24 protein-coding genes are annotated in these 25102 nt (G+C 43.0%); 3 read left to right on the forward strand and 21 right to left on the reverse strand.

What is annotated here, in order from left to right; genetic code table 11:
• The first annotated feature begins 143 nt into the window (after positions 1-143).
• The gene (locus MKX60_RS22985) at positions 144-1790 is read left to right on the forward strand and encodes a glycosyl hydrolase family 28-related protein (protein WP_076286735.1); all 1647 of its coding nucleotides are present in this window, start codon (positions 144-146) and stop codon (positions 1788-1790) included.
• Positions 1791-1794: 4 nt separating this feature from the next.
• Here MKX60_RS22985 and MKX60_RS22990 read toward each other — a convergent pair whose 3' ends face one another.
• The 13 genes from MKX60_RS22990 to MKX60_RS23050 form a co-directional block, all read right to left on the reverse strand.
• Positions 1795-2961, reverse strand: a complete 1167-nt coding sequence (locus MKX60_RS22990) for a DegT/DnrJ/EryC1/StrS family aminotransferase (protein WP_076286734.1) — start codon at positions 2959-2961, stop codon at positions 1795-1797.
• A gap of 59 nt (positions 2962-3020) precedes the next feature.
• Positions 3021-4130, reverse strand: a complete 1110-nt coding sequence (locus MKX60_RS22995) for a GNAT family N-acetyltransferase (RefSeq protein WP_341061073.1) — start codon at positions 4128-4130, stop codon at positions 3021-3023.
• Between the two features lie 78 nt (positions 4131-4208).
• A complete protein-coding gene (locus MKX60_RS23000; protein ID WP_341061074.1) occupies positions 4209-5018 on the reverse strand; it encodes a GNAT family N-acetyltransferase in 810 nt (269 codons plus the stop codon).
• A complete protein-coding gene (locus MKX60_RS23005) occupies positions 5015-5641 on the reverse strand; it encodes a sugar transferase (protein WP_143759584.1) in 627 nt (208 codons plus the stop codon). The genes MKX60_RS23000 and MKX60_RS23005 overlap by 4 nt, the downstream gene beginning before the upstream one ends.
• A gap of 24 nt (positions 5642-5665) precedes the next feature.
• Positions 5666-6784, reverse strand: a complete 1119-nt coding sequence (locus tag MKX60_RS23010) for an LCP family protein (RefSeq protein ID WP_341061075.1) — start codon at positions 6782-6784, stop codon at positions 5666-5668.
• Between the two features lie 3 nt (positions 6785-6787).
• Positions 6788-8698, reverse strand: coding sequence for a polysaccharide biosynthesis protein (locus MKX60_RS23015; protein WP_339265296.1), 1911 nt, complete (start codon positions 8696-8698; stop codon positions 6788-6790).
• 62 nt (positions 8699-8760) lie between these two features.
• Positions 8761-10092, reverse strand: a complete 1332-nt coding sequence (locus MKX60_RS23020) for a glycosyltransferase family 4 protein (protein WP_341061148.1) — start codon at positions 10090-10092, stop codon at positions 8761-8763.
• Positions 10007-11287, reverse strand: a complete 1281-nt coding sequence (locus MKX60_RS23025; protein ID WP_341061076.1) for an O-antigen ligase family protein — start codon at positions 11285-11287, stop codon at positions 10007-10009. The genes MKX60_RS23020 and MKX60_RS23025 overlap by 86 nt, the downstream gene beginning before the upstream one ends.
• 32 nt (positions 11288-11319) lie before the next feature.
• Complete coding sequence (locus MKX60_RS23030; protein WP_341061077.1) at positions 11320-12555, reverse strand: oligosaccharide flippase family protein; 1236 nt, start codon at positions 12553-12555, stop codon at positions 11320-11322.
• A gap of 6 nt (positions 12556-12561) precedes the next feature.
• Positions 12562-13269, reverse strand: coding sequence for a CpsD/CapB family tyrosine-protein kinase (locus MKX60_RS23035; RefSeq protein WP_341061078.1), 708 nt, complete (start codon positions 13267-13269; stop codon positions 12562-12564).
• Positions 13217-13975, reverse strand: a complete 759-nt coding sequence (locus tag MKX60_RS23040) for a YveK family protein (RefSeq protein ID WP_042189097.1) — start codon at positions 13973-13975, stop codon at positions 13217-13219. The genes MKX60_RS23035 and MKX60_RS23040 overlap by 53 nt, the downstream gene beginning before the upstream one ends.
• Before the next feature lie 354 nt (positions 13976-14329).
• Entirely contained in the window at positions 14330-15049 is a 720-nt protein-coding gene (locus tag MKX60_RS23045; RefSeq protein ID WP_076286727.1) for an SDR family NAD(P)-dependent oxidoreductase, read from the reverse strand.
• Between the two features lie 179 nt (positions 15050-15228).
• The gene (locus MKX60_RS23050) at positions 15229-16014 is read right to left on the reverse strand and encodes an SDR family NAD(P)-dependent oxidoreductase (protein ID WP_076286726.1); all 786 of its coding nucleotides are present in this window, start codon (positions 16012-16014) and stop codon (positions 15229-15231) included.
• A 196-nt stretch (positions 16015-16210) separates the two neighbouring features.
• Between MKX60_RS23050 and MKX60_RS23055 the strand changes: the two genes are divergently transcribed.
• Complete coding sequence (locus MKX60_RS23055; protein WP_076286725.1) at positions 16211-16864, forward strand: TetR/AcrR family transcriptional regulator; 654 nt, start codon at positions 16211-16213, stop codon at positions 16862-16864.
• A gap of 62 nt (positions 16865-16926) precedes the next feature.
• Here MKX60_RS23055 and MKX60_RS23060 read toward each other — a convergent pair whose 3' ends face one another.
• The 8 genes from MKX60_RS23060 to MKX60_RS23095 all read right to left on the reverse strand — a co-directional run bounded on the left by MKX60_RS23060 (position 16927) and on the right by MKX60_RS23095 (position 23478).
• On the reverse strand, positions 16927-17748 hold the full coding sequence (locus MKX60_RS23060; RefSeq protein ID WP_076300880.1) for an ABC transporter permease: 822 nt from the start codon (positions 17746-17748) through the stop codon (positions 16927-16929).
• Positions 17745-18779, reverse strand: a complete 1035-nt coding sequence (locus tag MKX60_RS23065) for an ATP-binding cassette domain-containing protein (protein WP_341061079.1) — start codon at positions 18777-18779, stop codon at positions 17745-17747. The genes MKX60_RS23060 and MKX60_RS23065 overlap by 4 nt, the downstream gene beginning before the upstream one ends.
• A 429-nt stretch (positions 18780-19208) precedes the next feature.
• Positions 19209-19541, reverse strand: coding sequence for an ArsR/SmtB family transcription factor (locus tag MKX60_RS23070; RefSeq protein ID WP_042128608.1), 333 nt, complete (start codon positions 19539-19541; stop codon positions 19209-19211).
• Between the two features lies 1 nt (position 19542).
• Positions 19543-19965, reverse strand: coding sequence for an SRPBCC family protein (locus tag MKX60_RS23075; protein ID WP_076286722.1), 423 nt, complete (start codon positions 19963-19965; stop codon positions 19543-19545).
• Positions 19966-20083: 118 nt separating this feature from the next.
• A complete protein-coding gene (locus MKX60_RS23080) occupies positions 20084-20449 on the reverse strand; it encodes a cupin domain-containing protein (RefSeq protein WP_341061150.1) in 366 nt (121 codons plus the stop codon).
• Positions 20450-20478: 29 nt separating this feature from the next.
• Positions 20479-21462, reverse strand: coding sequence for an ABC transporter substrate-binding protein (locus MKX60_RS23085; protein ID WP_341061080.1), 984 nt, complete (start codon positions 21460-21462; stop codon positions 20479-20481).
• 86 nt (positions 21463-21548) lie between these two features.
• Positions 21549-22376 (reverse strand): AraC family transcriptional regulator, encoded by an 828-nt coding sequence (locus tag MKX60_RS23090; RefSeq protein WP_076286720.1) that lies wholly within the window; start codon positions 22374-22376, stop codon positions 21549-21551.
• Between the two features lie 283 nt (positions 22377-22659).
• Positions 22660-23478: a MerR family transcriptional regulator gene (locus MKX60_RS23095; protein WP_341061081.1), complete on the reverse strand. Its 819-nt coding sequence runs from the start codon at positions 23476-23478 to the stop codon at positions 22660-22662.
• Positions 23479-23592: 114 nt separating this feature from the next.
• Between MKX60_RS23095 and MKX60_RS23100 the strand changes: the two genes are divergently transcribed.
• Positions 23593-25101, forward strand: coding sequence for an MFS transporter (locus tag MKX60_RS23100; protein WP_341061082.1), 1509 nt, complete (start codon positions 23593-23595; stop codon positions 25099-25101).
• Position 25102: the final 1 nt, after the last annotated feature.

Genomic DNA, 25102 nt, shown 5'->3' on the forward strand with positions numbered 1-25102 from the left:
AAAAGTTCACATAAAATACTTAAGAAGAAACGATGTTGCCATCCTTTTTTGGACGACAACCGTTACTCGTAGAAGTATAGGGATGATATACAACGTGAAACTTAGCCTTATATTTCAAATTAAAAAATAAAGGAGTGAAGTATATGGCAACTGCACCTATTCCAGATAATTCTGTAACAACGTCCGTTATTTCAGACGGCGCGGTCACTTCTATTAAATTAGATCCTGAGACTAACGGTTACGTGAATGTTCGATCCTATGGAGCTACAGGGAATGGTATCAAAGATGACACCGTCGCGATTCAAAATGCAATCAATGCTGGAAATACCAAACGCAAGGTTGTTATTTTCCCGCCTGGTGTATATAAAGTATCTTCAGGTCGCATGCGTAATCCTTCCAGCCTTGAATGGTGGTGTCTTCGCATTCCAACCGGAACTAACCTGAGCTTTGAAGCGGGGTCTAAGCTGTCACTGGCTTCGAACCCTCCATCAGATACAAGAGTACTTGTCATCTTAAACGCCTCTAATATCACGATAACGGGCGCTCTCGAAATTGATGGAAGTGCTTCGACAGTGAAATCAAACGTCAACGATCAGCTTCACGGCTTGTTCATTTCTTCTGCGCAAAATATATCCATCGAATCGGTGTACTCCCATGATTGCTACGGTGATAATATTTTTATTGGAGGTACGGAAGAAATTCCATCCGTTAATGTGCAGATTGGGTATGCGCGCTGTGAAACGGCTGGCCGAAAGAACTTCGTCATCCATTTTGTAGATCAACTTCATGTCAACAGAGCCGTCCTAAACAACAATCGCGGTGGAGCACCTAGCTTCACTGGAGCCAACTCTCTAGACTTGGAACCCGATGAATTCAAAGGAACTCGCAGCTTCTATCAACGCTTCGATTCCTTGACTACCATTGGTTTTGGGAATGATCTGTCTGCAGGGCTTACAGATGAAATCGCTAGACTTTGGACCCTCGACATCGGTTCACTTGATATGCGTGTTAGTGGATCAGTGAGTCCTGCTATACTGTCTTATGGACTAACGCTGAAAATCAGTAACTTATTTATTCGTTCCACCGATCATAAAGCTAGTTACGGTCTACAGACGATCTATTCACAATTTATTGATATCGCTAGTGCGAGCTTCGATGGCATCGGAGGTCCTGCGATCTTTGCTGCGTTTAATGCTGCTGGAGGAAAACCAAGATTGCATATCGGCTCGTTAGGGATGTACGGCTCGGGTTCCACCTTAGCAAGCGGAGTCCGAATCGACGGAGGAGATCTTTATGTGGGGACGATAGATGCACAGGACTTAACGGGCAGTACCTTACAATTATTCACAACAGAGTCTGACGCGATGGTTACTGTCGACAATATGATTGTCCGTAACAGCGGGACCAATCAAGTCGTGCTAGCGTCTTCTTATGGTGCAGCTAAGCCCTTCCTGCACCTGAACAATGTAGCAGTGTTCGATACCCGTTCTGTAAAGGTAAAACGCATTCTAGAATTCGAAACATTGGTTGCCATGCAGGGTACTTCTCTTGGTACTTTGTATAATCCGTATGCTTTAACTGAATGGTTCTCTACCTATGGTAACTTCAAACGGGCAGTCCGACTCGTTGGTGGAACATTACTTCCTGCAGTATTTATCGTGGAAGGAACGCCTGAGGGAACCATTACCGCTCCGATTGGAAGTCTGGCTATGCGAACAGATGGTGTAGCGAAAGCCACTTTTTATGTGAAGGAAAGCGGAACCGGTGCTAACGGATGGATTGCTAAGTAATTTTTCAGCGGTTCTGAATACAAGACTCTATCGCATCCATTACGCGTACCAGATCATCATCCGATAAAGAGCTACCGGAAGGTAGACATACACCTTTTGTGAACAATTGATCAGATACACTATGTCCCTCCATGTATGGATAATAGAAGGCGTTCTCGAACAGAGGTTGCAAATGTAGAGGTTTCCATACAGGTCTAGCTTCTATATTGTTGAATTCCAGGCACTTTAAGAGTTGATTAGCGGAGAAGCCTGCGATTTCTTCATCAATCGTTAGCGCACTTAACCAGCGTGTACTGCGACAATTTGGCGCTTCCGGCATGAAATGAAGACCCGGAATGGATCCCAATCGATCTGAGTACACTTGAGAAATATATCTACGTCGTTCGACCTTTTCCTCAAGTAGCTCCAGTTGCCCTCGTCCTATGGCTGCCAACAGGTTACTTAGCCTGTAGTTATAACCCATTTCGGAATGCTGATAGTGTGGAGCAGTGTCACGTGCTTGGGTAGACCAGAAACGGGCTTGATCTAATGCATCGGTATCATCCGATACAAGCATACCTCCACCTGAGGTTGTAATAATTTTATTCCCGTTGAAAGAATAGATTCCGAAGCGGCCCCAAGTACCGCTAGCCTTTCCGTGATAAAAGGCACCGAGGGATTCCGCAGCATCTTCTATTAAAACAATACCGTAACGATTCGCGATTTCTACAATTGGTTCCATGTCTGCGCTCTGCCCGTACAAATTGACAACAACAGCTGCTTTAGGCAGTATCCCTCTATCATTCAAATCCAGGCAGGCCCGCTGAAAGGCTAGTGGACACATATTCCATGTCTCTAGTTCTGAGTCTACGAATACAGGTGTAGCCCCCAAATATAAAATAGGATTGGCACTAGCTACGAACGTGAGCGTCGAACAAATCACGTAATCTCCTTGAGAAACGCCAGCTAGACGTAGTGCGAGATGAATTGCCGCTGTTCCAGAGCTTAATGCAAGTGCACCCTTTGAACCTGTATAGTCGGCCATCTCCCGCTCGAAAGCATCGACTTGTGGTCCGATGGGAGCGATCCAGCCAGAGTGAATTGCATCCTCCAAATAAGCCTGTTCACGTCCACTTACATGCGGTGGGGATAACAAGATTCGTGGTAGAATGCGTGGTTGACGAATACTCATGCCTTGCTCCTTTCTCCATTTGGATGCTTTAATCCAAATGGAATACATATCTTATTGTCTTACTTCAGAGCGTGGTCCATGATATTTTGATTCAACAGAGATGGATGCCGGTAGAGCGGAAAATAATTTCCCGCAACCCCAGTGTCACAGAGTGCAATCATTCGTTCATACACCTCGGGGAAAAATATTCGCTTACCTAAGTAATAGTCTAGTGGTTCTAGTTGAGTAGCGAATCTTAGCTTGAACTGAAACAACTCGTCATTCCCCTTATATCCCCCACCGAGATGGAATTTGTCGTATCCATTCTCCATCCCCCACACGGCTGCTGCGTGGATGAGAAATTTGGTGGGTGACCACTGCAGATAAGCTCGATCCCAACCGCATAAGTGATAATGCATCCATGGTCGATCAAGGAGTACAATACTTGCCCCTACACTCCTCTCCCCATCCATCGCCTCAAACAGCGCTACCCGTCCTTCTGGCATAAGGCTTGTATCTTCTATAAATTTTCGAGGGAAATAATAAAAGGGATCTGCTTGTAAATCATTTAACGTCCCGTAATATAACTCGATGAAAGGCTCGATCCGATCCTTAAGATCCGACTTTCGAATGGTGAATGGAGCTGACTTTAATTTACGGATATTTCTTTTATGATTGCTGCCATAGTTCTGGATTAGCACTGACTCTGAGCCAACTGTCAAATCCATGTATACTGTATTCCGATTGAGCTCCGTAGTAAGCCCTTTTTGGTATTCAGCGGCATTGCCTATGAAAGGATGGAATCTTACAAACTCGGTCATGATCTTTTTCTCTCTGCAGTAATCTGTAAACGTATCACTGAATTGTCGGTACAATTCCGTTCGTTCCGCTCCTATAGGCACATTAGATATTGGGCCCCCGTATCCATAAGGTGTGCTGATGTCATACCATTCTCCTTCAAGTCCCAGCTGGATGACTGCGGGAAGATGGCTAATGGAGCGAAGTAAGTAAGGATAAATGATGAGCTTCTCACCCTGCTTAAAAACAAACAGCTCTGCCTGTTGATGATCATCATCCTCAAACAGCCGAAAAAAATCTGCAGAAAAATAGATATCCTTACTATCCATCTGATTCAAATAAGCATCCCATTCTTCAGATTGCGAGCTATTAAGCACAATAAAATCACTCATACGTCACCTCCTAAAAGTTATGTTAGCGTACGCTTCCTTGAGATACTTCGACAAAACTTACTTCGGATGCATTCGCTGCTAATCCAATATCTTGATCATACGTATACTTTCAGTGCTTAAGCTTAGCGCTGGGTCTCTCTCACGTAAGAATGCATCGGATGAAAGCAATAACAGCTTTCTCTCCCGGTCAAGGTCGAGTAACACATCGGTTAGTGGATATCCGCCGTCCCACTCCCCACTTTGCAGTTGGATGCGAAAATACTGCTCGCCGAGCCGGCCCACAACTGAAGTCTTCTGCTTCGTTCTAATCCTAAATGAAGAAAATCCGTATTTTAGATGATGAGCCTCTGCCATTGGGTAATCATCAATAATGTAAGTCACTTCTTCATCATCTATATCCGCTCCAGAAGCAATAACATCTGCGCTAGCCGTTAATGAACGATCCAGATCCCTCACATACCAATAAGTACGTCCTTCTTCTAAAAAGCCAAGGCGAAGGTACCAAGCATGCGCCTGTTCATTCCACGAGAACACATCCAGTACCAACTTCTTAATATCGTCCTTCTTGGCTAATTTCTCTCCGTACGCCATGAGCATTCCGCCAATACCGTCCTTGCGAAACGCCGCATCCACATTTAAATTATTCAGAACCAATATTTGTTCCATTCTTCGCCATTCCGCGAATCCAATGAGCACTTCTCCAATATAGGCTCCAATCAACAATGTGGCCGAATGACCTCCACACTTACAAGCCGCTTGTAGATATGCTGGATAACCCGTACAAGCAAATATCGTTTGATTGTACACATGCTCCGGTAAATTGCTCTTCAAGAGCCGGCATGCATGATGTATATCGTCTTCATGCAGCGGTCTAAACTGCACACTCATGCCTGGCCCTCCTTTTTATTCAGCCTATACTCATCCAGAGGCAGGCTATGCCGACCTGGATTGGCTACAACATCATCCTGGCGAATCACCTTCAAGACGGTCTTACATAATATCAGCGCATCAAGTCTGAAACTTAAATTCTCGACATAGGTGACATCATACGAAAGCCGGTCTTTCCACGACGAAGTATTACGTCCTGACACCTGTGCTAATCCCGTAATTCCTGGTCTTACTGAGAAACGCAGCCTCTCCTGTTCGGAATAGTATGGGCTATAACGCATGAGTAAGGGTCTTGGACCAATCAGACTCATTTCTCCCTTCACAACATTCACCAATTGTGGTAGTTCATCCAGACTTAGCTTCCGGATGATTCCGCCAAATTTGATATATCGTCGCTCATCTGGTAACGGCTGACCCTGCGTGTCATACAGTTCAGCCATGGTCCGAAATTTGTAGATAAAGAAGGGTTTCTCTCCCCGCCCTGGTCGTTGCTGCTTGAACAAGATTGGGCTTCCAAGCTTCATTCGAATCAACAACGCCACCACAGCCATGACTGGACTAAATATACATAACATAACGATCGCTCCCACAAGATCGAAGCCTCGTTTCATATGGCGATACATGTTAGTACTCCTCCCGCCTTTCTCTTAATCCGTAAAAAGACGTTCCTTCAGTGAGTTCACCTGTTTTAAATCAGCACTCCAGTAGTACACCTTAGTTCTGACTAGCGGATCAGAACCAAAACTGTTGTTGCCTGGAATCTGCTCGTATTTAAAGTCCTCGGAAGTTATTCCCTTGAATAACCAAGCTAAGCTGAGCAAATCACTGTCACTGAAGCTTGTATCGATAATGTCTTTCTTTTCATGGAGCAATAATCCCGCCAGATCCGGAAGATGCTCAGGGCTCAACAGCTTATTGGCCACAGCTCTAACGATATTGAATTGCTCCTCTTGACGACTAAAGTCACCGTTCGGAGTAGAGTAACGCGCCCTAGCAAGGTAGAGAGCATGCACACCATCCAAATGCTGTTCGCCTTTTTTGATGGTAATCTCTGGGGTTATTGTGACATCCTGATCGATTACCATGTCGATCCCACCGATTGAATCGATGAAATCACGAACTCCAGAGAAATTCGTCTTGATGTAATGATGAATGGGAATATTCATAAAGTCGCTCACCGCTTGAATGAGCGTCAACGTTCCTTGCTCATTCCCACCTTTGGATTCACCAACAATATGAGCATGATTAATTTTGGTGTATCCAACATTTTGTACATAAACCCTTGTATCGCGCGGTACAGAGACGATGTTCACCTTCCGCTGTTCCGGCATTACATGCACAACCATTATCGTGTCTGCACGCGAGATTTCCCCACCCCACGTATCTGTTCCAATTAATACAACATTAAAGGATGAAGTTTTTTTATCGGTTGCTTCTGGCGATGCTGCTGGTTCAGTCGATGGTAGTACCACGCCATCCGAATTTGCTGGACTTTTCGTAGTCCCATCCGACTGCGTCTTCCCCACAGGTACTGCAGAAATTTTAGAGTTAGGTATCGTTAATGGATTTAGGGCAGCCTTTTGAAATCGCTGCTCAGCATTTAATACCCCTCTAATCCAAATGCCACCAATTACAATCACAATCAGAAAACCAATCAGGGCGAATCTTCCAATTCGCCGCATGACTATTTGCTTTCTTGTGAATTTCTTGTCACTCTTGCCACGCAAACGCAATTTCTTGTTCCATCTACTCATAAACGACTTCATCACTTAGATCCCCGCATGAACTTCGGATTTGATCCGTTCAAGCTCATGAGTAGCCACCTGTGGTTCTTCCTGAAAGCCCGAATAGCTTGGAATAAGCTGCTTTAATAATTTCTTAATCTGATAACTGCTTGGCACAAATTCGTACCGTTTGCACAAATTCTCCAGCACACCAAGGACCAAATTCAATTCGGATCTCGAAACACTTTGAGGCCGACTGATCATGATGCGATAGTTATTGGTGACCATCAATCCCTCTTCTTCTGTCAGGAGTTCCTCAAATAATTTCTCTCCGGGACGAATGCCCGTGACCACGATAGGGATATCTTTATCGGGTTCTAAGCCGGACAGACGTATTAAATCTCTTGCTAGATCGTATATCCGAACCGGCTTACCCATATCAAGCACGAACACCTCGCCACCTTGTGCCAGTACGCTCGCCTGGATAACCAATTGCACTGCTTCAGGGATCGTCATGAAATACCGCACCATATCCATATGGGTAACCGTAACCGGGCCACCACTCTCGATCTGTCTTTTGAATAACGGAATAACACTTCCCCGACTACCGAGAACATTACCGAAACGGACAGCAGCAAAAACCGTCTTGCTAGATGAATTCTGATCATTAATAATCATTTCTGCCGCTCGCTTTGTAGCTCCCATGACACTTGTTGGATTAACCGCTTTGTCCGAAGAGATCAGAATGAACCGCTTAGCACCATATTTGGCACTCGCTTCCGCTACATTCCTTGTTCCGATAACGTTGTTCTTTACCGCCTCCACCGGATTCATCTCCATAAGGGGCACATGTTTATGCGCAGCGGCGTGATACACAATCGTAGGTCGGAAATTCTGAAAAACACTATCGATCCGCGACACATCCTGAATATCAGCTATGATAGGTTGAATCTTCTGATCGGGATATAACTGGCGTAGCTCTTGTTCAATCAGGTAAATGCTGTTCTCACCATGACCAAGCAGCAACATTTCCTTCGGACGATACGCAGCTAGCTGACGGCACAGTTCTGAGCCAATGGAGCCTCCTGCACCCGTGATGAGAATACACTCACTCCCTAAATTCTCACGAATCTCTTCAGTATTAATCTCAACAGGAGTTCTACCCAGCAAATCATTTACGGACACTTCACGAATTCGATTGACTGCCATTTTCCCGTCCAAAATTTCTGTCATACTAGGCATTAGCTTAATCTGTGCTTTTGTTGATTTGCAGATCTCGATAATCTCCATTAAATCGTTATGTGGCGCTGTCGGGAGGGCAATAATAATGAACGCAATGTCCAGCTGTTTCACAGCCTCGGGAATGAAATTTCTATTACCCACAATCGGCAGCCCCATTACTTCCAGCTTTTGTTTGGATGCATCATCATCAATGAAAGCGACCGGATGCATAAATTTGAACCTTGAATGCTTGATATCTTTAGTAACGAGGATTCCTGCTTTACCAGCCCCAATGATTAGAAGATTACCTTCGAAGGCATCCTTCACACCCGTTGTCTCAAATCCATCATTTAGAAGACGTTTAACCATTCGTAACCCAACAATGCCCAGAAACACATAACCCGCTGCAAAATAGATAGAAATCGGTAGTCGATAGGAAGGAATTACTGCATGGGTGGATAGGTTGACAGCAATCACTCCAACGAGGGTTAATACACTCACTTTTAGAAGCTGCAGTAACTCTCTCATTCCGGTGTATCGCCAGATATTGTTATACACTTTGAATCCAAATGAGAAGGCCGCATACACCGCAATGTGAATCAATATTGCCCACGGAAGCATCCACACGTACATCTCAGGGATTTGAAAATCAAACCGAAGTAAAAACACAAGCCACACTGAAGCCGCAATAATCCCTGCATCCAACATGACCAAACGGACGATCCGCATTTTCATCACTTCTTTCTCCCTAATTAACTAAAAATTCATTTACTCGCCTTTTAAGTGAGAGTGAATATTCAATCCCCCGATAGGCTGGCATGCATTTCAGACGGAACCCGCTTTCTTTCCTCCTTGTTTAGCGCTTCTATATAGATCGAGTCCATTTCACGGAGCACCGCAGGCAACCCGTAACGAATGATCCTCTCCTTGTTTGCTTCTCCCATTGCCCTAGTTAATGCTGGATTATCACGTAATTGAGTAAAAGCCTTAGCGGTAGCGGTAATATCACCAACAGGAACCAACATGCCTGTTGACTCATGTTCGATCAAATCATGAATCCCCCGAATATGAGTACCTATAACGGGTTTCCCTATTGCCATCGCCTCCATAATCGCCCGAGGTAGTCCCTCGCGATAAGACACAAGTGCAGCAACATCACATGCTCTGAGTAGATCCGGAATATCTCTACGGTACCCAAGCATATGCACCCGATCGCTGACAACCAGCCGATTAGCAAGTTCCAATAGAGTCTGCTCGAACGGTCCTGTACCCGCAAAAGCCAGATGGATGTTGCCTGCTTGAGACCCCAACTGACCCAGCGCTTCGATCAACTGCTTCTGGTTCTTGTTGGCGTTCAATTCAGCAACACATAGGATGACGAAGGGAGGTTCATCATGCTCACTCTTCAGCAGATCAAACAGTTGGCGTCGCCTATCTGCCTTCTCCGACGCAGTTTCAGGATGACCCTGTTCACTGCCGTAAACCTGGAGATCAAGTCCTACACCACTCACATAAGTCACCTTTTTCCGTATAGAAAATTTCTGGGCGCGTTCATAATCTTCTCTATTTATGGTGATTAGCACATCTGTCCAGCGGGCCATTAACCTCTCGAGCGGATAATAAAGCATCCAGTTCAGAAAAGGAGCTCCCTTGAAAAAATGAAAACCATGCGCTGTATACAATGTGCAAGGTACACCTGCTTTATGGGCCGCAATCCGTCCGAGAATCGAAGCGACTGGCGTATGTACATGGATGAACTGGAACCCCTCCTCCTTGAAGCTTTCCGTTAGTATCCCTAGCGCTGCCCAGTTCTGCATCTGTAAAGGGCTACGCTGAATGGGCACATCATGGCACACGATCCCCTTCTCTTCTAATCGCAATCTCGCTTCCCCGGGCTGCGCGTAAGCATGCACTTCACAACCTTTTTGCTGCAATAACGCCATGTAAGGTAGATGGAAACTCTCAAAATGCCCAAAAATGGAGGCTACAAAAGCAACTCTTACCGGCCCACAGTCTTCAGCAGGTATGCTCCCGAACCTCTTATTATTGCGCTTGTTGCGCTTGTTGCGCTTGTTCTGTTTGTTGTCGTAGGTTACGACCCGTTGACTTTTCAGTGCCCTTGGTTCGATATCGCTTCACTCCTTTCCATCCCGTATTCGTTAATCGGATGCAAGCTGCGTTCATAGCCATCATGAACCACCAATACCGCTGGAATAAGGCTTCAATACCCATCGAAAGTCCAATCATCGCTGCGTGAGACAGCAATAATGCCATAATGATCGGTCTGTTCACCCTATCTGCCGCGCGATAAGAACGGATCCCAACGATGAAGAACCAGATCATGAATCCGCCGTACACAATCAAGCCCAACAAGCCAAATTCTGTCATAAACCAGATCGGAGTATTATGGATAATAATCCGCAGTTCATAGTTATAGCTACCGAGTCCAATCCCTAATAATGGACTTTGAGCGATCCACTCCACAGCCTTCCCAATGATGTCTAGACGCGACTGAATCTGCGAGGGTCTGCTGGCCATATTCCCAAGCACATCCAGATAAGCTGTACCTTTATACAACAGCAATGCTCCAAACGCGACGCTAAACCCCATGCCGATCTTGAGAAGTCGAGAAGGATTAGTCAGCAGTAATGTAAGCAGAACAAGGAACAAACCTATCCATGACGAACGCGAAAAAGTCATTATTATGCCCCCGGCTAAGGTGATCGTCGCTAGCGTACTCACCCATCCCCTTAGCATCTTCACCCCGTCTCCACTCGTCATGATATGAATGGCAAAAGCCGTAACTAGTAATCCGCCGTATGCATTCGGATCAATTAGCATCCCGGAGAGGCGACCGTCTTGCACCATAAACGGAACCTTCACTCCACTAAAAAAATCGAACAAAGCGACGCCATTGAAGATCAGCACACTGATCAAAAAAGCTCGTAGCATTTTATATAACCGATCCCAGCTGTCTACAGCCTGAACAAGCATGATGTAAGTGAGCAGTAGGAGTATAAACCCAAAATCTTTTTGCAATAGAGCGTATTGCGTAATGAATCCATTGCGCCAAATGGATACAAACGAAGCAAGGACGAAAATAAACAACATCCCCCAATGCCATGAACTGAACTGCCTCGGGTCCAATTTGAGGTGTAAACCTGCTGCAAACAAACCAAGCATTAAGAAAAGGTCAGAGGGTGCGATTCGAAATGCGCCACCGAAATCAATTTGAGCCGGAAGGCAGATGATGTAACCCATAACCGCAAACAGAAATAAATTACGCATGGTGTAGGGTTTCCCTACAACGAGTACAGATGTCATACAAGCCCCTACTTTCCTATGAGAAATTGCCTCTATGCGGCCAATTCCCGTTGTACCTGCTTCCTTGCCTGACGGATTACCAAGAAAAGTACGATCACACTGCCTATCATCTGAACGAATAAGGCCAAGCTAGCCCCCACCGCAGCACCTATCACCCCGAAAATAGGCACGAATATTAGACAAGAAAGCCCATTAGTGATCACGGAACACAGAAACAAGGGAATCTGCGCTTTGTACTTCCCGGTAGCCGTTATGGCATACCACAGGTAAGACGTTACAAATACCAATAGGGTAGAAACGAGCAACCAATGAAATAAATCTATTTCAGCAGCCACATCTGGACTGAATAGAAGAGATAGTAGCTGATGACCAAAGATCCACCCGATCAAACAAGCGATCGCACTAATTCCTATACCCATTACAATCATTCGACTGAGTAAAGAGATGAACTCCTTATGTCGTCCGCTAGCGTGCCAACGGGCAAGACGTGGTGTTATCGCTTCACCGAGTGCAGTCACAACAACATTGCAGGCAACGATCATGTATGAGAGCGTAGCGTATATGCCTAAGTCATGTTCTCCTTTAAAATATGAAATCGCGTATAGTGGGATATTTGTATTTAGTGACATCAACGCCAGCACCACGCCAAGGGGTGAGCTTACGAGCAGCAAGCCCCATAATCGTCTTTTGTTAAAAAGTGGCCTGAGCGACGTATGCATTCTCGCTTTGCGAGCATCATATCCAATGGTTATTGCTAACCATCCGATAATCATGACTAACAACGCTAGAATGAGACTCTGAGTAGGGATAAATACGAGGGCGAAGACAAGTATGGAGAACAATCCTTTAGCAGCTCTCGAGAAAGAGATTTGATCTAGCCTTTCCTGCTTCTGAACGATACCCAATAAAATATCGCTGACCGACTCAACAATTCTATACAATCCTATGAAAAATATGACTAAAGCTGTATTCCAATCAGCACCACTAAGGATGCAACAACCTGCTGTAACCGTGAATGCAACTGCGGTTGTCACGAGACGAAGGCCAAAAAAATCTCCAAAAAGATATTTTCCAGATGTATCAACGATCAAGACCGAACGCAGATGCAGATGCGACAGCATGAAGATGGGAGCAGTCACCGCAAGCCCTAACGAATATTGCCCAACGATTTCGGATGAGCCAAATTTATTAAGCAAAATTACAATCACGAATTGAGCGCCAGCGTATGTGATATTTCCGAATAAATAACGAAGAGAAGCAAGTGTCATAATGCGTTAGACCAACCCTGAAGTTGAGGCCCAATCGGCAAAATCTTCACCGCGAATCTTGTAACGTTTGCTACTTTTTCGATAATTCAAAACCGCTCCCAAAATATGTGCTCCTTGCTGCTCAAGGATCTGTTTTGCAGAGTTGGTATGCTTTAAGAGCACTTTCCCGGATTTTACGACTAACAGTACCCCTTCGGTCATCTTTGCCAAGATAAGGGCATCCGAAAAAGGCATTAACACCGAAGAAGAATCGATGACAATCGTATCAAATCTCTCACTAAGCTCTGCAAATAACCTTTTCATTCCTGTTGATCCTAGTAAGTCGGCTGGATTTGGGGAGATCGGACCCGATGTCATTACAGAAAGTCCTTCTGATCCCTCAATAGGGAAAATACAATCATCCACACGGGTTTGATCCACTAGGATACTACTTAATCCGATCCAATTGGGTAGATCGAATGCCTTATGCACCGTTGGTGTACGCAAATCCCCATCGATCAGCAGCACAGTTTTTCCCGTTTCTGCCATCGCTATGGCCAAGTTCATCGCCACTGTTGATTTACCTTCATTCGGAAGTGAGCTTGTAACTAATAAAGATCGAATTTCTCCACCAACTCGGGTATAACGAATATTAGATCGTATCGTTCGGAATTGGTCACCATTAGATGATTTCGGTTGTTCCAGGCAATACAATCTTGGCGTTTTCTTCTTCATGTCTGCTGGCTCCTTCTACTGAATTGGATTTCGTCTTCTCCCGCCGTTTCCGCGGCTTCAATTTTCCCACCGTCCCCAGAAGAGGAAGCTGCAAATCCAACTGAATATTCTTGGCGCTTTTCACAGGTTTCTCCGCCAATTCCCGTAGAATGGAAAATGCGATCCCAGCAATCAATGCAAGTCCGAAAGCAACGACCATATTGAATACTGGCTTGGGTGAGATCGCCTCGAAAGGAACCTTGGCTCGGTCAAGAAGCACAACATTCTCTACCCCCATAATCGCTTGGATGTTCTCATTAAAGGCCTCACCAAAGCCATTCGCGATATTCGTTGCCCGCTGAGCATTAGAATCCGATACAATTACCGTCGTCACGAGTGACTCGCTACTTGTTCTTGTCTTCACTTTTTCTAATAGTTTTTCAGGGGTCATGTTTAATTGCAGTCTTCTAACGACCTCTTCAGCGATTCTACTGCTTCGGATAATTTCTCCGTAAGTGGTTACTAGTTTTTGCCCAGCCATAATGTCATTGATTGCTTTCTGTTGCCTATCCCCTTGAATAAGAATAGAAGCCGTCGCCTCGTATTTCGGTTTCAAGACATAGTAGCTAACGAAGCTAGCAATTCCGACCGCAACAATACATAATACAATGATGAACAGCAGCCTACGTTTCACTAGTTTCAAAATGCTGCCTAGTTCGAATTCCATCGTTCATTTCTCCTAACCGTTAATGTATTTTCCTCTTCTTCAACAAGTGTTTTATTGTATAGTTATATTCTCGTTAGCCCAATATATGTCCAAAAAAAGTTGGGAATTTATAAGTCTTCTTTTAAAAAAATCCACCCGACTCCCTATTAAATCCCAACAAAAATAGGCCGTTTACTAGTAAGATTCTACTGGTAGACAGCCTTATATATTCACTTCTTTACTACTACCTAATAATACGTCGTGCTAGTTGACGCGCTTATGTAGCACTTTTTTTGATAACATTTCTATAATCCAATTATATGGTTTATCTTCGTATTGAATCTTAATGAAATCTTAACGGATAAATGAGATTTATTATGCATTCAAATCCGCCATTGCTGGAATATGAATTTCTTTGACACAGGAAGCGCTAGAGAGGTTAACGATACATTTCACAATGGAGACAATGTCCTGAACAGGAATTCTTGTGCCGCTATATTCTGCAATCGCTTTTTCCGCGCCATCCTCATATGGAATTTCTGCTGCCAGCTCACCCGGATTTACACAAGTTACTGCAATGCCATCCTTACGAACATGTTCACGTAATGCATGTGTAATGCCACGCAGACCGAACTTGGAAGCTACAAATGATACCTGGGCGTTATTGGTATGATCCAGTCCTGCTGTGGAGCCAATTAGAATAATTTTTCCTGCTTCCGATTGGCGAAGATTAGGCAGTACAGCCTGTATGCAGGTAATTGTTGAAGTTATATTCACATTAATAATGTTGGCAATGTCACTCGTCTCATCCTTGTCAAAAGTATAGTGATCCTCAAAACCTTCTTTCTCCCAAATACCCACGTTATAAACTAAAACATCAATCTTCTCCGTTTGAATTCCCTTTGATAAGACTTGTGCGGCATCTGGCTGCGATAGATCTACTGCAATCCATACCCGCTGTATGCCATCATTAAGATCCAGACTGCCCGGTCTGCTTCTGGAGACGATCCACACTCGATCACCATACTCAGGTAAACCTTTCACAAATGCATCTCCCAAACCTTTACTTGCCCCCAAAATTAGATAGTTTCTCATACTGTCGTCCTTTCTATATGCATCATTCTATTTTTATATCATAGTACCATCGAAGGACATGAAGAAGTAGGGTTAAAATTCGGAGTTAGGCAATTAACTTTTGAAAAAAGCCGCTATCATGAAGTAATCCATAGATAACGGCTCTTTATTTTACATCATCGAAGCAAAATGTTGACTTATTAATGTCTAGTACGGAGCATACGTCCAACTAAATAAAGCATTTGTTTACGTGTGAAAAACCGTGACATTTGAGCTGAAATATAGTTTGAAAATCCTGGGACAACAAATGTTTTCTTTGCCTGAAGCGACCGAAGAGCCACTTGAACCACATTTTCTGGAGTATCTCGCTTCCCTACTGATGCTTCATCGGCTCCCACAACATTAAAAAATTCTGTTTCCGTAGACCCCGGACATAACGCAAGAAATTGTACGCCCCGTTTCCGATTTTCCTCCCATAGTGCTTGTGTAAATGATAATACAAAAGCTTTTGTCGCTCCATATACAGCCATATTAGGGAGAGGTTGAAATGCTGCTGTTGATGCAACGTTTATAATCACACCACTTTTTCTTTTTAACATACCTGGCAAAAATAAATGGGTCAGATCTACAACCGCCAAAACATTTAGCATCACCTCTTCATGTTGTCTTGGACCAGACAGTTGTTCAAAAAGCCCATACGTAGCAAAACCTGCATTATTAATCAGAATATCAACGTTCAGACCACGTTCCATACATTGTTGATAGAGCCTGCTAGGAGAACCTTCTTGCGATAAATCAGCAACGATAACCTCCGCTTGAATATGAAATTCTCTTTGTAATTTTTCCGCTAAAGCAATCAATTTATCTTCGGAACGGGCGACTAATATCAAATGACTTCCTTTGGCTGCAAGTTCTCGAGCAAACGCTTCACCTATTCCTGAAGAAGCACCTGTAATCAACGTCCATTTATTTTGAATTGTAATCATTGCTATCATCTCTCCCTTTAATGACCATCTAGAAACAGTGTTTCAATATGAATCATTGTATCCAAGTGAGGTTGCGTTGTCAAATAAAATTCTACATTTAATTATTGGCTATTTCTCTTCTACATCAGTAAAATAAGGTTTAGAAATAACGGCTATTTGAAAAAGCTAAAGTAAAGTTCTAAGGAAGTGAAACTACATGCAAAAATCGTCCAAAATATCTTCTATAGATGCTCAATCCGTTACAACCTACCCAAAAGCAAAACTACAGCATGCAGAAATATTAAGACTGAATATTATCGAAGCCGCTGCGGCCATTATGCATGAATCCGGACCTGAAGGTGTAACCATTCGCAAGGTTGCTGAAAAAATGGAATGTCCCACAAAAATCATTTATAACTTGTTTGGAAACAAGGAAGGTTTAGCGAAGGAGCTTTTTCTGCAAGGGTGTAAATTGTTGGCCGCTGCCTTTCAAGCGGTTCCAAAACAAGACAATCTAAATTTATATCTTCGCGATCTTGGACAAGCTTATTGGGATTTCTCACGGAATCATACCAGCTATTATATGGTTATGTTTGGAGGGGCTTTTAGCGAGTTCAAACCGGAGGAAGAAAGTTTACATGCTATCTTCACGGCACTTCAACAAGTAATAGCCCTTATTACAGAAGCCATCGAACAAGGGTTTATTGAGGAGAAAGATCCCCTCCTTGTTGTGAATCTGGTGTGGGCATCGTTGCATGGCGTCATTCATCTGCATTTGGGGGGACATATTCAAAATGAGGAAGCTGCTAAAACATTGTATGATAGATCAGTATCCAATTTAATCCATACGTTCTTTAGAAGCGATAATTAAAAAAGAAGCTTTTTTGCGGCTAATACAAAAAAACGGCATTTCTGCCGTTTTTTCATTTCATATTATGTCCGGCGCATATAAGCACGAACTGTAATTGGTGCAAAAATCGCAACGATGACAGCTGCTCCGATCAAAGAGATTACGAAATCCCAGCCTACGGTACCATTGTTAGTAAGCTCCCGCACCGCGGTCACCAAATGTGAGATCGGATTGACTTTAACAAACCATTGAAGCCAGCTAGGCATTGTATCTACCGGTACGAATGCGTTAGACAGAAACGTAAGCGGGAACAGCACAATCATCGAGATCCCTTGTACACTTGAGGCTGTTCTTGCAATGACACCAAAGAAAGCAAAGATCCAGCTAATCGACCAAGCACAGACAATAACAAGAAGTGCCGCTACAGCAACATGCCCCAGCCCTCCCTCGGGCCGTAATCCCATAATATAACCCATGGTGAAAGTGAGCACAGTCGCTATCGTATACCGAATCGTATCTGCTAATAGAGCACCTGCTAACGGAGCTATCCTTGCAATTGGCAGTGATTTAAATCGGTCAAACACACCTTTATCCATATCCTCACGTAATTGAACTCCAGTAACGATCGAAGTAGTAATTACGGTCTGAACGAGAATACCAGGAATGATAACAGGCAAATAGCTAGCAATGTCACCAGAGATGGCTCCACCAAAAATATAGGTAAACATCAGAGTAAAAATAATAGGCTGAAGCGTAACATCGAATAATTGCTCAGGTGTTCGCCGTATTTTTAGTATACCTCTATACGCCATTGTGAATGAATTTCGTATACTCTGTCTGAGACTCGTATGGTTTTTCAATTGTCTTGTAGTTCCTGAGTTTATTGCAGAAGTTCTTGTACTCATACTCTTACTGCCTCCTTCTTGTTTGACTGCCCAGACGCATTTGAAGCGTTATCTGTTACACCCTGACCCGTGATTGTTAAGAATACTTCATCAAGTGTTGGTTTCTGCACACTCACCTCTGCAAGTGGAATGCCTGCTTCGCGCAGAGCAATAAGTAGGTCAGTCACTAAATCCGCGTTCGCCATCGGTGCAGAAATCTGCCCTTCCTCCAACGAAGACACATTGGATTGGACATGCAGAACATGTTCTACAAGCTGACGAGCTTGTTTAAAATCCTTTAGCTCTCGGACCTTCAATAGTAAAGATGTGGTACCCACGGATGATTTCAGCTCATCCACAGTGCCCTCGGCGACGACTTGCCCACGGTCAATAACTGCCACCCGGTCTGCAAGTTGATCTGCTTCTTCAAGGTACTGCGTCGTTAAAAGAACTGTTGATCCCGTATTCACCAATCGACGAATGGTATCCCACATCTGTGAACGAGTGCGAGGATCAAGCCCTGTAGTCGGTTCATCCAGGAAAATTAAAGGTGGTTGTGCAATAAGGCTAGCTGCCAAATCCAGACGGCGACGCATACCGCCAGAAAAATTTCGAAGAGGCCGTTTAGCCGCCTCAGTCAGACCAAACTCTTCCAGTAATTCTGTTGCTTTTTTCCGCGACTCTGCGCGCCCAAGCCCTAATAGCCGAGAGAAGATAATAAGATTCTCTGTAGCACTTAATGACTCATCGACTGAGGCATATTGTCCTGTCACACCAATTAATTGCCTAACAATCTGCGACTCCTTCACCACATCATGCCCGAAGATACGCCCAGTACCTGCATCGGGACGAAGTAAGGTTGCCAGCATCCGAATGACGGTAGTCTTTCCTGCCCCATTCGGACCAAGTACGCCATAGATCGTACCTGCTTTCACGTTCAAATCCACCCCATCCACCGCGCGATTGTCACCAAAGGTTTTGACCAGTCCACGCGCCTCGACGGCCCAATCTCCAGGGTTAGGCTCAATTATTTTTTTGCGTTCATTAACCATTACAATTCCTCCAACGTTTTAGTTTGTATTGTGATGCTAACTCCCTTTTATAAACTGAATTTAAACGAAGGTTTAAACTGAGTTTATAAATGAGATATGCTTTCCGTTGAAAGCTATCCTGTAAATGCAGAAATAACGGTGTAGCTCAATGCTACGCCGTTTATTCTTTCAAAAATGCTTCTGCCTTGTCCTTATGTTCATCTGGAATGCTAACGGACTCCATGGAGCTTTATCGGACTGAAAGTACACAATATTGCCCCTGATAATGATGATTAAAGTCTCTCTAGTCCGCAACTCGCCCCAAATGCCTCAAAATGAGCAAATAGCAGTTCATATGTATATACGAATCCATTATATCTGTTTCATTTAAATATTTTTGCACAATGCATCAAAAAAAACGAGAAGCGCGATCTCACGCCTCTCGGTTTATCATTCATTGTTATGATCTGCTTCAACATATTCTTTAAGCGCAAACAGTTTATTAGCCCAGTATTGTTCAAAAAAGGTAAGCCAATCTTGAAGCTCCAGTAGAGGCTCTGGCTGAAGCTTGTACCGAGTCTCCCGACCGACTTTCTGACTGCTAACAAGCTGCGCATCGGACAATACTTGTAAATGCTTGTTAACAGCGGTTCGGCTGATCGGGTAGCAGTCCGAGATGGATGCTATGGACATTTCCTTATTAGCAAGCAGCTTTAGCAGACTGCGGCGGGTAGGATCTGCTATCGCTTGAAATACATCATGTCCAGATTCAGCGACTGGCATCTTAAACCTCGATATAAGCAGGAAGTTTTTCTTGGACGATTTTCTCCCAGCCGCCGTTCATAAAGCCACGAACGATTGGATGCGGTTGACCAAATTCAGTTACCTTTTCAGGGTCCCATCCAGAGTGAATCACGGTGAACTCCGTCTTCCCATCAATTTCTTTCAATTCAAAGGCAAGATGCCAATCCTTCCCCCAATTAAAACCAACACGGTTCGGCTCATCAATCTCGGTAACTTTACATGGGGAATCCCCGAATTGTCCAGCATGTAGAATGAACTCATGACCTACCACTGGCTCGAATGTACTTGGCATCCACCAGGCAGCTATTCCTTCAGCAGTGGAAACAGCTTTCCATACTTTTTCAATGGGCGCATTGAGTGTAATTGTTTGACGAATATCTTGTAGTGGTCCTTGAGTTTGCATAAATTTCCTCCAAAATTCATTTTAATGTAACACCTTCTGGTTTCATTTTTATTATAACACCATTTGGTGTTATGTCAATTTGCAGAAACCTTAAGGGAATAGCGGAGGAAAGCCTTAACTAGATCCAAGTATCATTGGCTGCTGTTAATTCGGACTCAGTACCGCCAGTGTTTACTACGCTTCTAGGCTCCACCAACATGATATGGCATTCCTTTTCGGCGGAAGGCTTCATCTCGACTCCCTTTGGGAGAATAAACATCTCACCCTTGGAGATTTTAACCTGACCATCACGAAAATCAATGATCATCTCCCCTTCGAGCGTGAAAAATACCTTATCGGTATTTTGATGAACATGCCATTCAAAATCCCCAGTGATCTTAATAAGTTTAAATTGATAGTCATTCATTTCACCAATGACTTTCGGAGACCAAAGGTCGTTAAATTTAGATAACTTATCTTTCAGATTAATAGCTTGATAATGGATAGTAATCACTCCTTATTTTCCTCAACTTATTAGAGCTTAAGCAAGGCTGATAATATATTTTGTAAAGCGTAATCAATAGCTAATGGTCCACCAGTAATAGCGGAATTATCCATTAAATAGACATTGCCTTTCTTTACGGCATTCATAGCATTCCACACATTACTTTGTTTTAAGTTATTCATTAATTCCTCCTTTTTTGTAATGTCACCTATAAGGAAAATATGGTCTGCTTGAACAGTTGATATTCCTTCAAACGAAGTAAACTCATTATTATTACCTGTATATGTATCATCCGGTGTAAGCCCCAGTCCCTTTTCTTTATCAAAAGCAAGTTTATAGACCGGATTCCCTTCACCTAGAACATTAAAAGTTTTTCCATCCCAAGACAATATAAGCGATACTGTCTCTCTTTCCATCGACTTTAATGTTTCACGCCCAGTTGTAATATCTTTCATCATTTTATCAATTACTTTTTCCGCTTCGTCTTCTTTTCCAATAATCATGGCTACTGTACGGAGTCCATATTGCCAATCTTCATAGATGTCCTTGTATTTTAATGTAATGACTGGTGCAATTTTATCTAGTGAATCATACACTGCTTCATGATGCTCTGTTGCTAAAATATAATCAGGATTAATAGATAGAATTTTCTCAATGCTAGGAGACACTTTATCTCCTAGTTCTTCAGCTGAATCCAGCTTTCCTTTTAAATAAGATAAAGAAGATAGATAAACTTTTTCTGTAGATGCAACAGGTGGCTCACCTAATGCAACTAATATTTCAGGATAAAAATACCATAGCGAGGCTATTTTTTCCGGTTTTTTCTCGATAACAATTTCTTTACCTAAGGCATCCTTAAATGTTCTTGGCCAATCAGCTGCATCTACATTAACTGCTGTTGAAGATACGCCTTCTTTAGTTGATTCTTTATTTTCAGCAGGTGTTTCAGTACAACCCGCTAGTATACCTGCTAATAATAGTGTTGCGACTAGCAGTCCTCTAATCTTTTTCATACGAAATTCCTCCAACATAATGGTTTCTTTGCTTAACCATTATTATAGTAAAGTACTTTTTAGATAAGAATGGATGCAGGTTGAATTTACCATGGATTATTGATGAACTTCTCTCGATATTCGGTAGGTGAAATGCCACATTGTTTTTTGAACACTCTACTAAAATAAAAGGGGTCAGCCATTCCAACGGTTTGCGCAATTTGTTGTACAGGCGCATCACTTGTAAATAGCATTTCTTGCGCTATATTTATACGATATTTTAATAAATATTCTGCTGGTCCCATACCGGCATGTGTTCTAAATACGTAAGAAAGTCGATTTCGATTAACGTTATTTTGTTCTGCAAGCGAAGCTATTGTAAGACTTTGATAATAGTTTTGATGAATATAATTAGATACCCGCTCGAATAAAGTATGTGATTCACAGCTATCTTCCCTATTAATAACACATAATAAGGCCTCATTCAGCACTTCGCGAAACAGCATTTCAGTCTGAAACATCGAAATGCCTCCACGCTGATTATACACATGCCAAAGACGCATAATTAATTCAATAAGACGAGGAGATTGACCTGTTAATAATTCAAAATGCTGATGAGAAAAGCTTGACTCTTTTAGTTCTGAGTTACATATCCGATATTGAACAAGAATATATTCCCAATTGGTTCTACCTAACATTTTTTGATCTAATTTCATTTTTGCACCCCCGTGCACAACTTTTCCAGGCGAAAAGATATAAGGCGTGCCATTAAATTTAAATTTAATCTTTCCTGTAAGTGGAAACACAAATCCAGGAAAAGAATCTGTATAGTCAGCGTAAGGCACACCTGGATTTTCAGCATATCGATATACTCCTTCTACTTGGAAAGGAGTGTGTGCAAAATGCTCTGCTAATTGATTAACATCTATTTTCACAATGCATACCTCATTTCAATAGTAGTCTCTTCTATGGATAATCATCAACAAAACTCAATCATAGTGCACCAGCTCAGAGGCATTGGCGTCGGTAAGGTGAGCATAAGGATTCACGCCTGTTTACACATTAATAATAATGATTATCATTGTCAATCAATATAGATAATAAAAATGTCGCAACTGGCTAATGCTCAAGCCATCAGGTATCCATAAAAAAAACGCTTGGAATCCCAAGCGTGTCAGTTTGTAAGCCAATTTAAAAGCCAATCCAATGCTCTAAACCTCAAAAGGTTTGGATCGCAATTTGAATAACATACTTATCCGGATCCCCTACAGCTAAATAACTAAGCAATTCATACTCATAAGCGTTTCCGGTTATGTGTAAATCACTTTCAGCAATATAAGACTTTATCTTCTCATAGGACGCAGGTAAGGTTTCATAAGATCCCTTGTGATTCATGATCAAATATTTACCCTTTGGCTTGATATAAAGTAATTCACCGTTATGCTTTTCATTGATTTTATTACAATAATAATCCGGGTCATAGTCGCCTTCTTCCAAACTGCTTCTACAAATAATCGAACCTATCGGAAAGTCATATTCAAGATGATGTTCATCGCAATAATCGAAGATTCGATATACTTTTCGTACATGATCCTTCTCACCCTTCTCCTTCGAGAGTCTAACCGCAATAAAATACTCTTCATCACATTCCTCGACCCAGGGTTCTCCACAATCAACGTAGAGCGCACGATTCGTATTATCTATAGCCCCTTGTAAAAGCCTCTGCATTCGCTCTAACTTTTTTTGTTCATCAACCAACTGCAGCTGTTTTTGCTTAAGCATGGATAAAAAATGCAATGTGTTTTGATCTTGTATATATTCTTTGATCTCATTCAACGGCGTTCCTGTCCCTTTTAGTACGGCAATAATATCGAAGGTATAAAACTGCTTATAGGAATAATAACGATATCCGTTTTCCTTCACGATCTCCGGTTTTAATATACCAATTTCATCATAATGGAATAACGTATGCTTCGTTACCCCACATACCTTTGCGAACTCACTCGTCGTAAAGTATTGATCATAATCAATAGACATTCAGATCACTCCTCTTGACTATCGGGTTACCCTATACCTCAAAGTACAATAACGGAACACCATTACCTTGTCAAGGTAACGTTATTAGCTACTATCATCTTAGGAGGATTACCCATGTTTTCATCAAATCTATCTAAATTTCAACGCTGGATCGTGCTGGCGATTGTGTCCAGCGCACTCTTTATGATCGTCATCGACATGACCGTACTTTATTCGGTTCTACCACGACTTACGCATGATCTTGCTGCTTCTGCATCGGAAAAACTATGGATCGTAAATATTTATCCACTTGCAATGGCAGGATTATTACTCGGTCTTGGCACACTAGGCGATCGTCTTGGGCATAAAAAACTCTTCGTTATGGGACTTACTATCTTTGGGTTGGCTTCATTAATCGCCGCCTACGCGCCGACACCTCTCGTGCTTATTGCTGCGCGTACCCTACTAGCTATTGGTGCAGCCATGATGATGCCCGCAACACTCTCCATTATTCGAACTACCTTTTCGGATGAGCGTGAGCGTTCACTAGCCGTAGGTATTTGGGCATCTGTCTCCTCTGTGGGAGCAGGAATGGGTCCACTCGTTGGTGGTTTTTTACTGGAACATTTCTGGTGGGGATCGGTGTTCCTCATCAATATTCCTATAGTTATTCTTGCACTGATCTTGGCCATCTTACTAATCCCAAACCTTAAAGGGAATAAGAATAAGAAATGGGATTTCATTGGTTCCGTTCAAATTATGATTGGTCTGGTTGCCCTTGTTTATGCAGTTAAGGAGATCAGCAGACGTGAAGGTTCAATTTCCATCGCTGTGTTATCTGCCGTGATTGGTGTCGTAGCTATGATCATATTTATGCGCCATCAACGTAAGAGCCAGAATCCATTAATAGATTTTGCACTATTTAGAGACTCCCACTTTACTACTGGAGTGGCTACAGCTCTATTGTCTTGTTTCGCACTTATTGGAATGGAATTGATCGTGACTCAACGGATCCAGCTTATTCTTGGATATACACCGTTGGAAGCAGGCTTGTACGTTGTATTCACTTCGATAGCGTCCTTCATCTCAGGGATACTCATCGGACTTGTGTTGCATCGAGTGGACAAAGTAAAAGTACAGTGGGTCTGTCTGTTAGTGTCAGGTATAGGAATGGGCACCCTTCTACTCTTCCATGACGGAAATATATTGTTACAATTCGCAGCCTTAATGATTCTGGGTGCAGGTCTTGGGGGAGCCATGACTGCCGCCTCAAATTCAATCATGCTAAATGTCCCCGTCGAAAAAGCTGGCATGGCCGCATCTATAGAGGAAGTATCGTTCGAACTCGGCAGCGCCCTAAGTATTACACTTCTGGGCAGTCTTTCGTCATTCATCTATACAGCATCATTAGTTCTCCCTGATGAACTAACAGTCCCGCCGATCGTTCGCGACAGCCTTGACGAAGCTCTTCTAGCCGCAGAAAATATGCCTACTGCTGCTGGATCCGCGCTCGTTGAAGCCGCACAATCAGCTTTTGATAAGTCGTTTATTGTTGTCCTTGCCACTGCCACAATCCTTCTTTTAGCTTCTGCGTTTATTATCCGTGCTGTGTCAAAACGTAAATCCTCAATCCTAGAACACTAAT

It is taken from the genome of Paenibacillus sp. FSL R5-0914 (genome assembly GCF_038004525.1).
Lineage (GTDB): Bacteria > Bacillota > Bacilli > Paenibacillales > Paenibacillaceae > Paenibacillus_AQ.

Coding starts and splice junctions, on each gene's coding strand:
- MKX60_RS22995 (WP_341061073.1), bottom strand. CDS start 4,130: ATGAGTGATTTTATTGTGCTTAATAGCTCGCAATCTGAAGAATGGGAT.
- MKX60_RS23060 (WP_076300880.1), bottom strand. CDS start 17,748: ATGAGTACAAGAACTTCTGCAATAAACTCAGGAACTACAAGACAATTG.
- MKX60_RS23000 (WP_341061074.1), bottom strand. CDS start 5,018: ATGAGTGTGCAGTTTAGACCGCTGCATGAAGACGATATACATCATGCA.
- MKX60_RS22985 (WP_076286735.1), top strand. CDS start 144: ATGGCAACTGCACCTATTCCAGATAATTCTGTAACAACGTCCGTTATT.
- MKX60_RS23005 (WP_143759584.1), bottom strand. CDS start 5,641: ATGTATCGCCATATGAAACGAGGCTTCGATCTTGTGGGAGCGATCGTT.
- MKX60_RS23035 (WP_341061078.1), bottom strand. CDS start 13,269: ATGAAGAAGAAAACGCCAAGATTGTATTGCCTGGAACAACCGAAATCA.
- MKX60_RS23055 (WP_076286725.1), top strand. CDS start 16,211: ATGCAAAAATCGTCCAAAATATCTTCTATAGATGCTCAATCCGTTACA.
- MKX60_RS23030 (WP_341061077.1), bottom strand. CDS start 12,555: ATGACACTTGCTTCTCTTCGTTATTTATTCGGAAATATCACATACGCT.
- MKX60_RS23025 (WP_341061076.1), bottom strand. CDS start 11,287: ATGACATCTGTACTCGTTGTAGGGAAACCCTACACCATGCGTAATTTA.
- MKX60_RS23050 (WP_076286726.1), bottom strand. CDS start 16,014: ATGATTACAATTCAAAATAAATGGACGTTGATTACAGGTGCTTCTTCA.
- MKX60_RS23070 (WP_042128608.1), bottom strand. CDS start 19,541: ATGCCAGTCGCTGAATCTGGACATGATGTATTTCAAGCGATAGCAGAT.
- MKX60_RS23095 (WP_341061081.1), bottom strand. CDS start 23,478: ATGTCTATTGATTATGATCAATACTTTACGACGAGTGAGTTCGCAAAG.
- MKX60_RS23010 (WP_341061075.1), bottom strand. CDS start 6,784: ATGAAGTCGTTTATGAGTAGATGGAACAAGAAATTGCGTTTGCGTGGC.
- MKX60_RS23085 (WP_341061080.1), bottom strand. CDS start 21,462: ATGAAAAAGATTAGAGGACTGCTAGTCGCAACACTATTATTAGCAGGT.
- MKX60_RS23065 (WP_341061079.1), bottom strand. CDS start 18,779: ATGGTTAATGAACGCAAAAAAATAATTGAGCCTAACCCTGGAGATTGG.
- MKX60_RS23045 (WP_076286727.1), bottom strand. CDS start 15,049: ATGAGAAACTATCTAATTTTGGGGGCAAGTAAAGGTTTGGGAGATGCA.
- MKX60_RS23100 (WP_341061082.1), top strand. CDS start 23,593: ATGTTTTCATCAAATCTATCTAAATTTCAACGCTGGATCGTGCTGGCG.
- MKX60_RS23015 (WP_339265296.1), bottom strand. CDS start 8,698: ATGAAAATGCGGATCGTCCGTTTGGTCATGTTGGATGCAGGGATTATT.
- MKX60_RS23075 (WP_076286722.1), bottom strand. CDS start 19,965: ATGCAAACTCAAGGACCACTACAAGATATTCGTCAAACAATTACACTC.
- MKX60_RS22990 (WP_076286734.1), bottom strand. CDS start 2,961: ATGAGTATTCGTCAACCACGCATTCTACCACGAATCTTGTTATCCCCA.
- MKX60_RS23040 (WP_042189097.1), bottom strand. CDS start 13,975: ATGGAATTCGAACTAGGCAGCATTTTGAAACTAGTGAAACGTAGGCTG.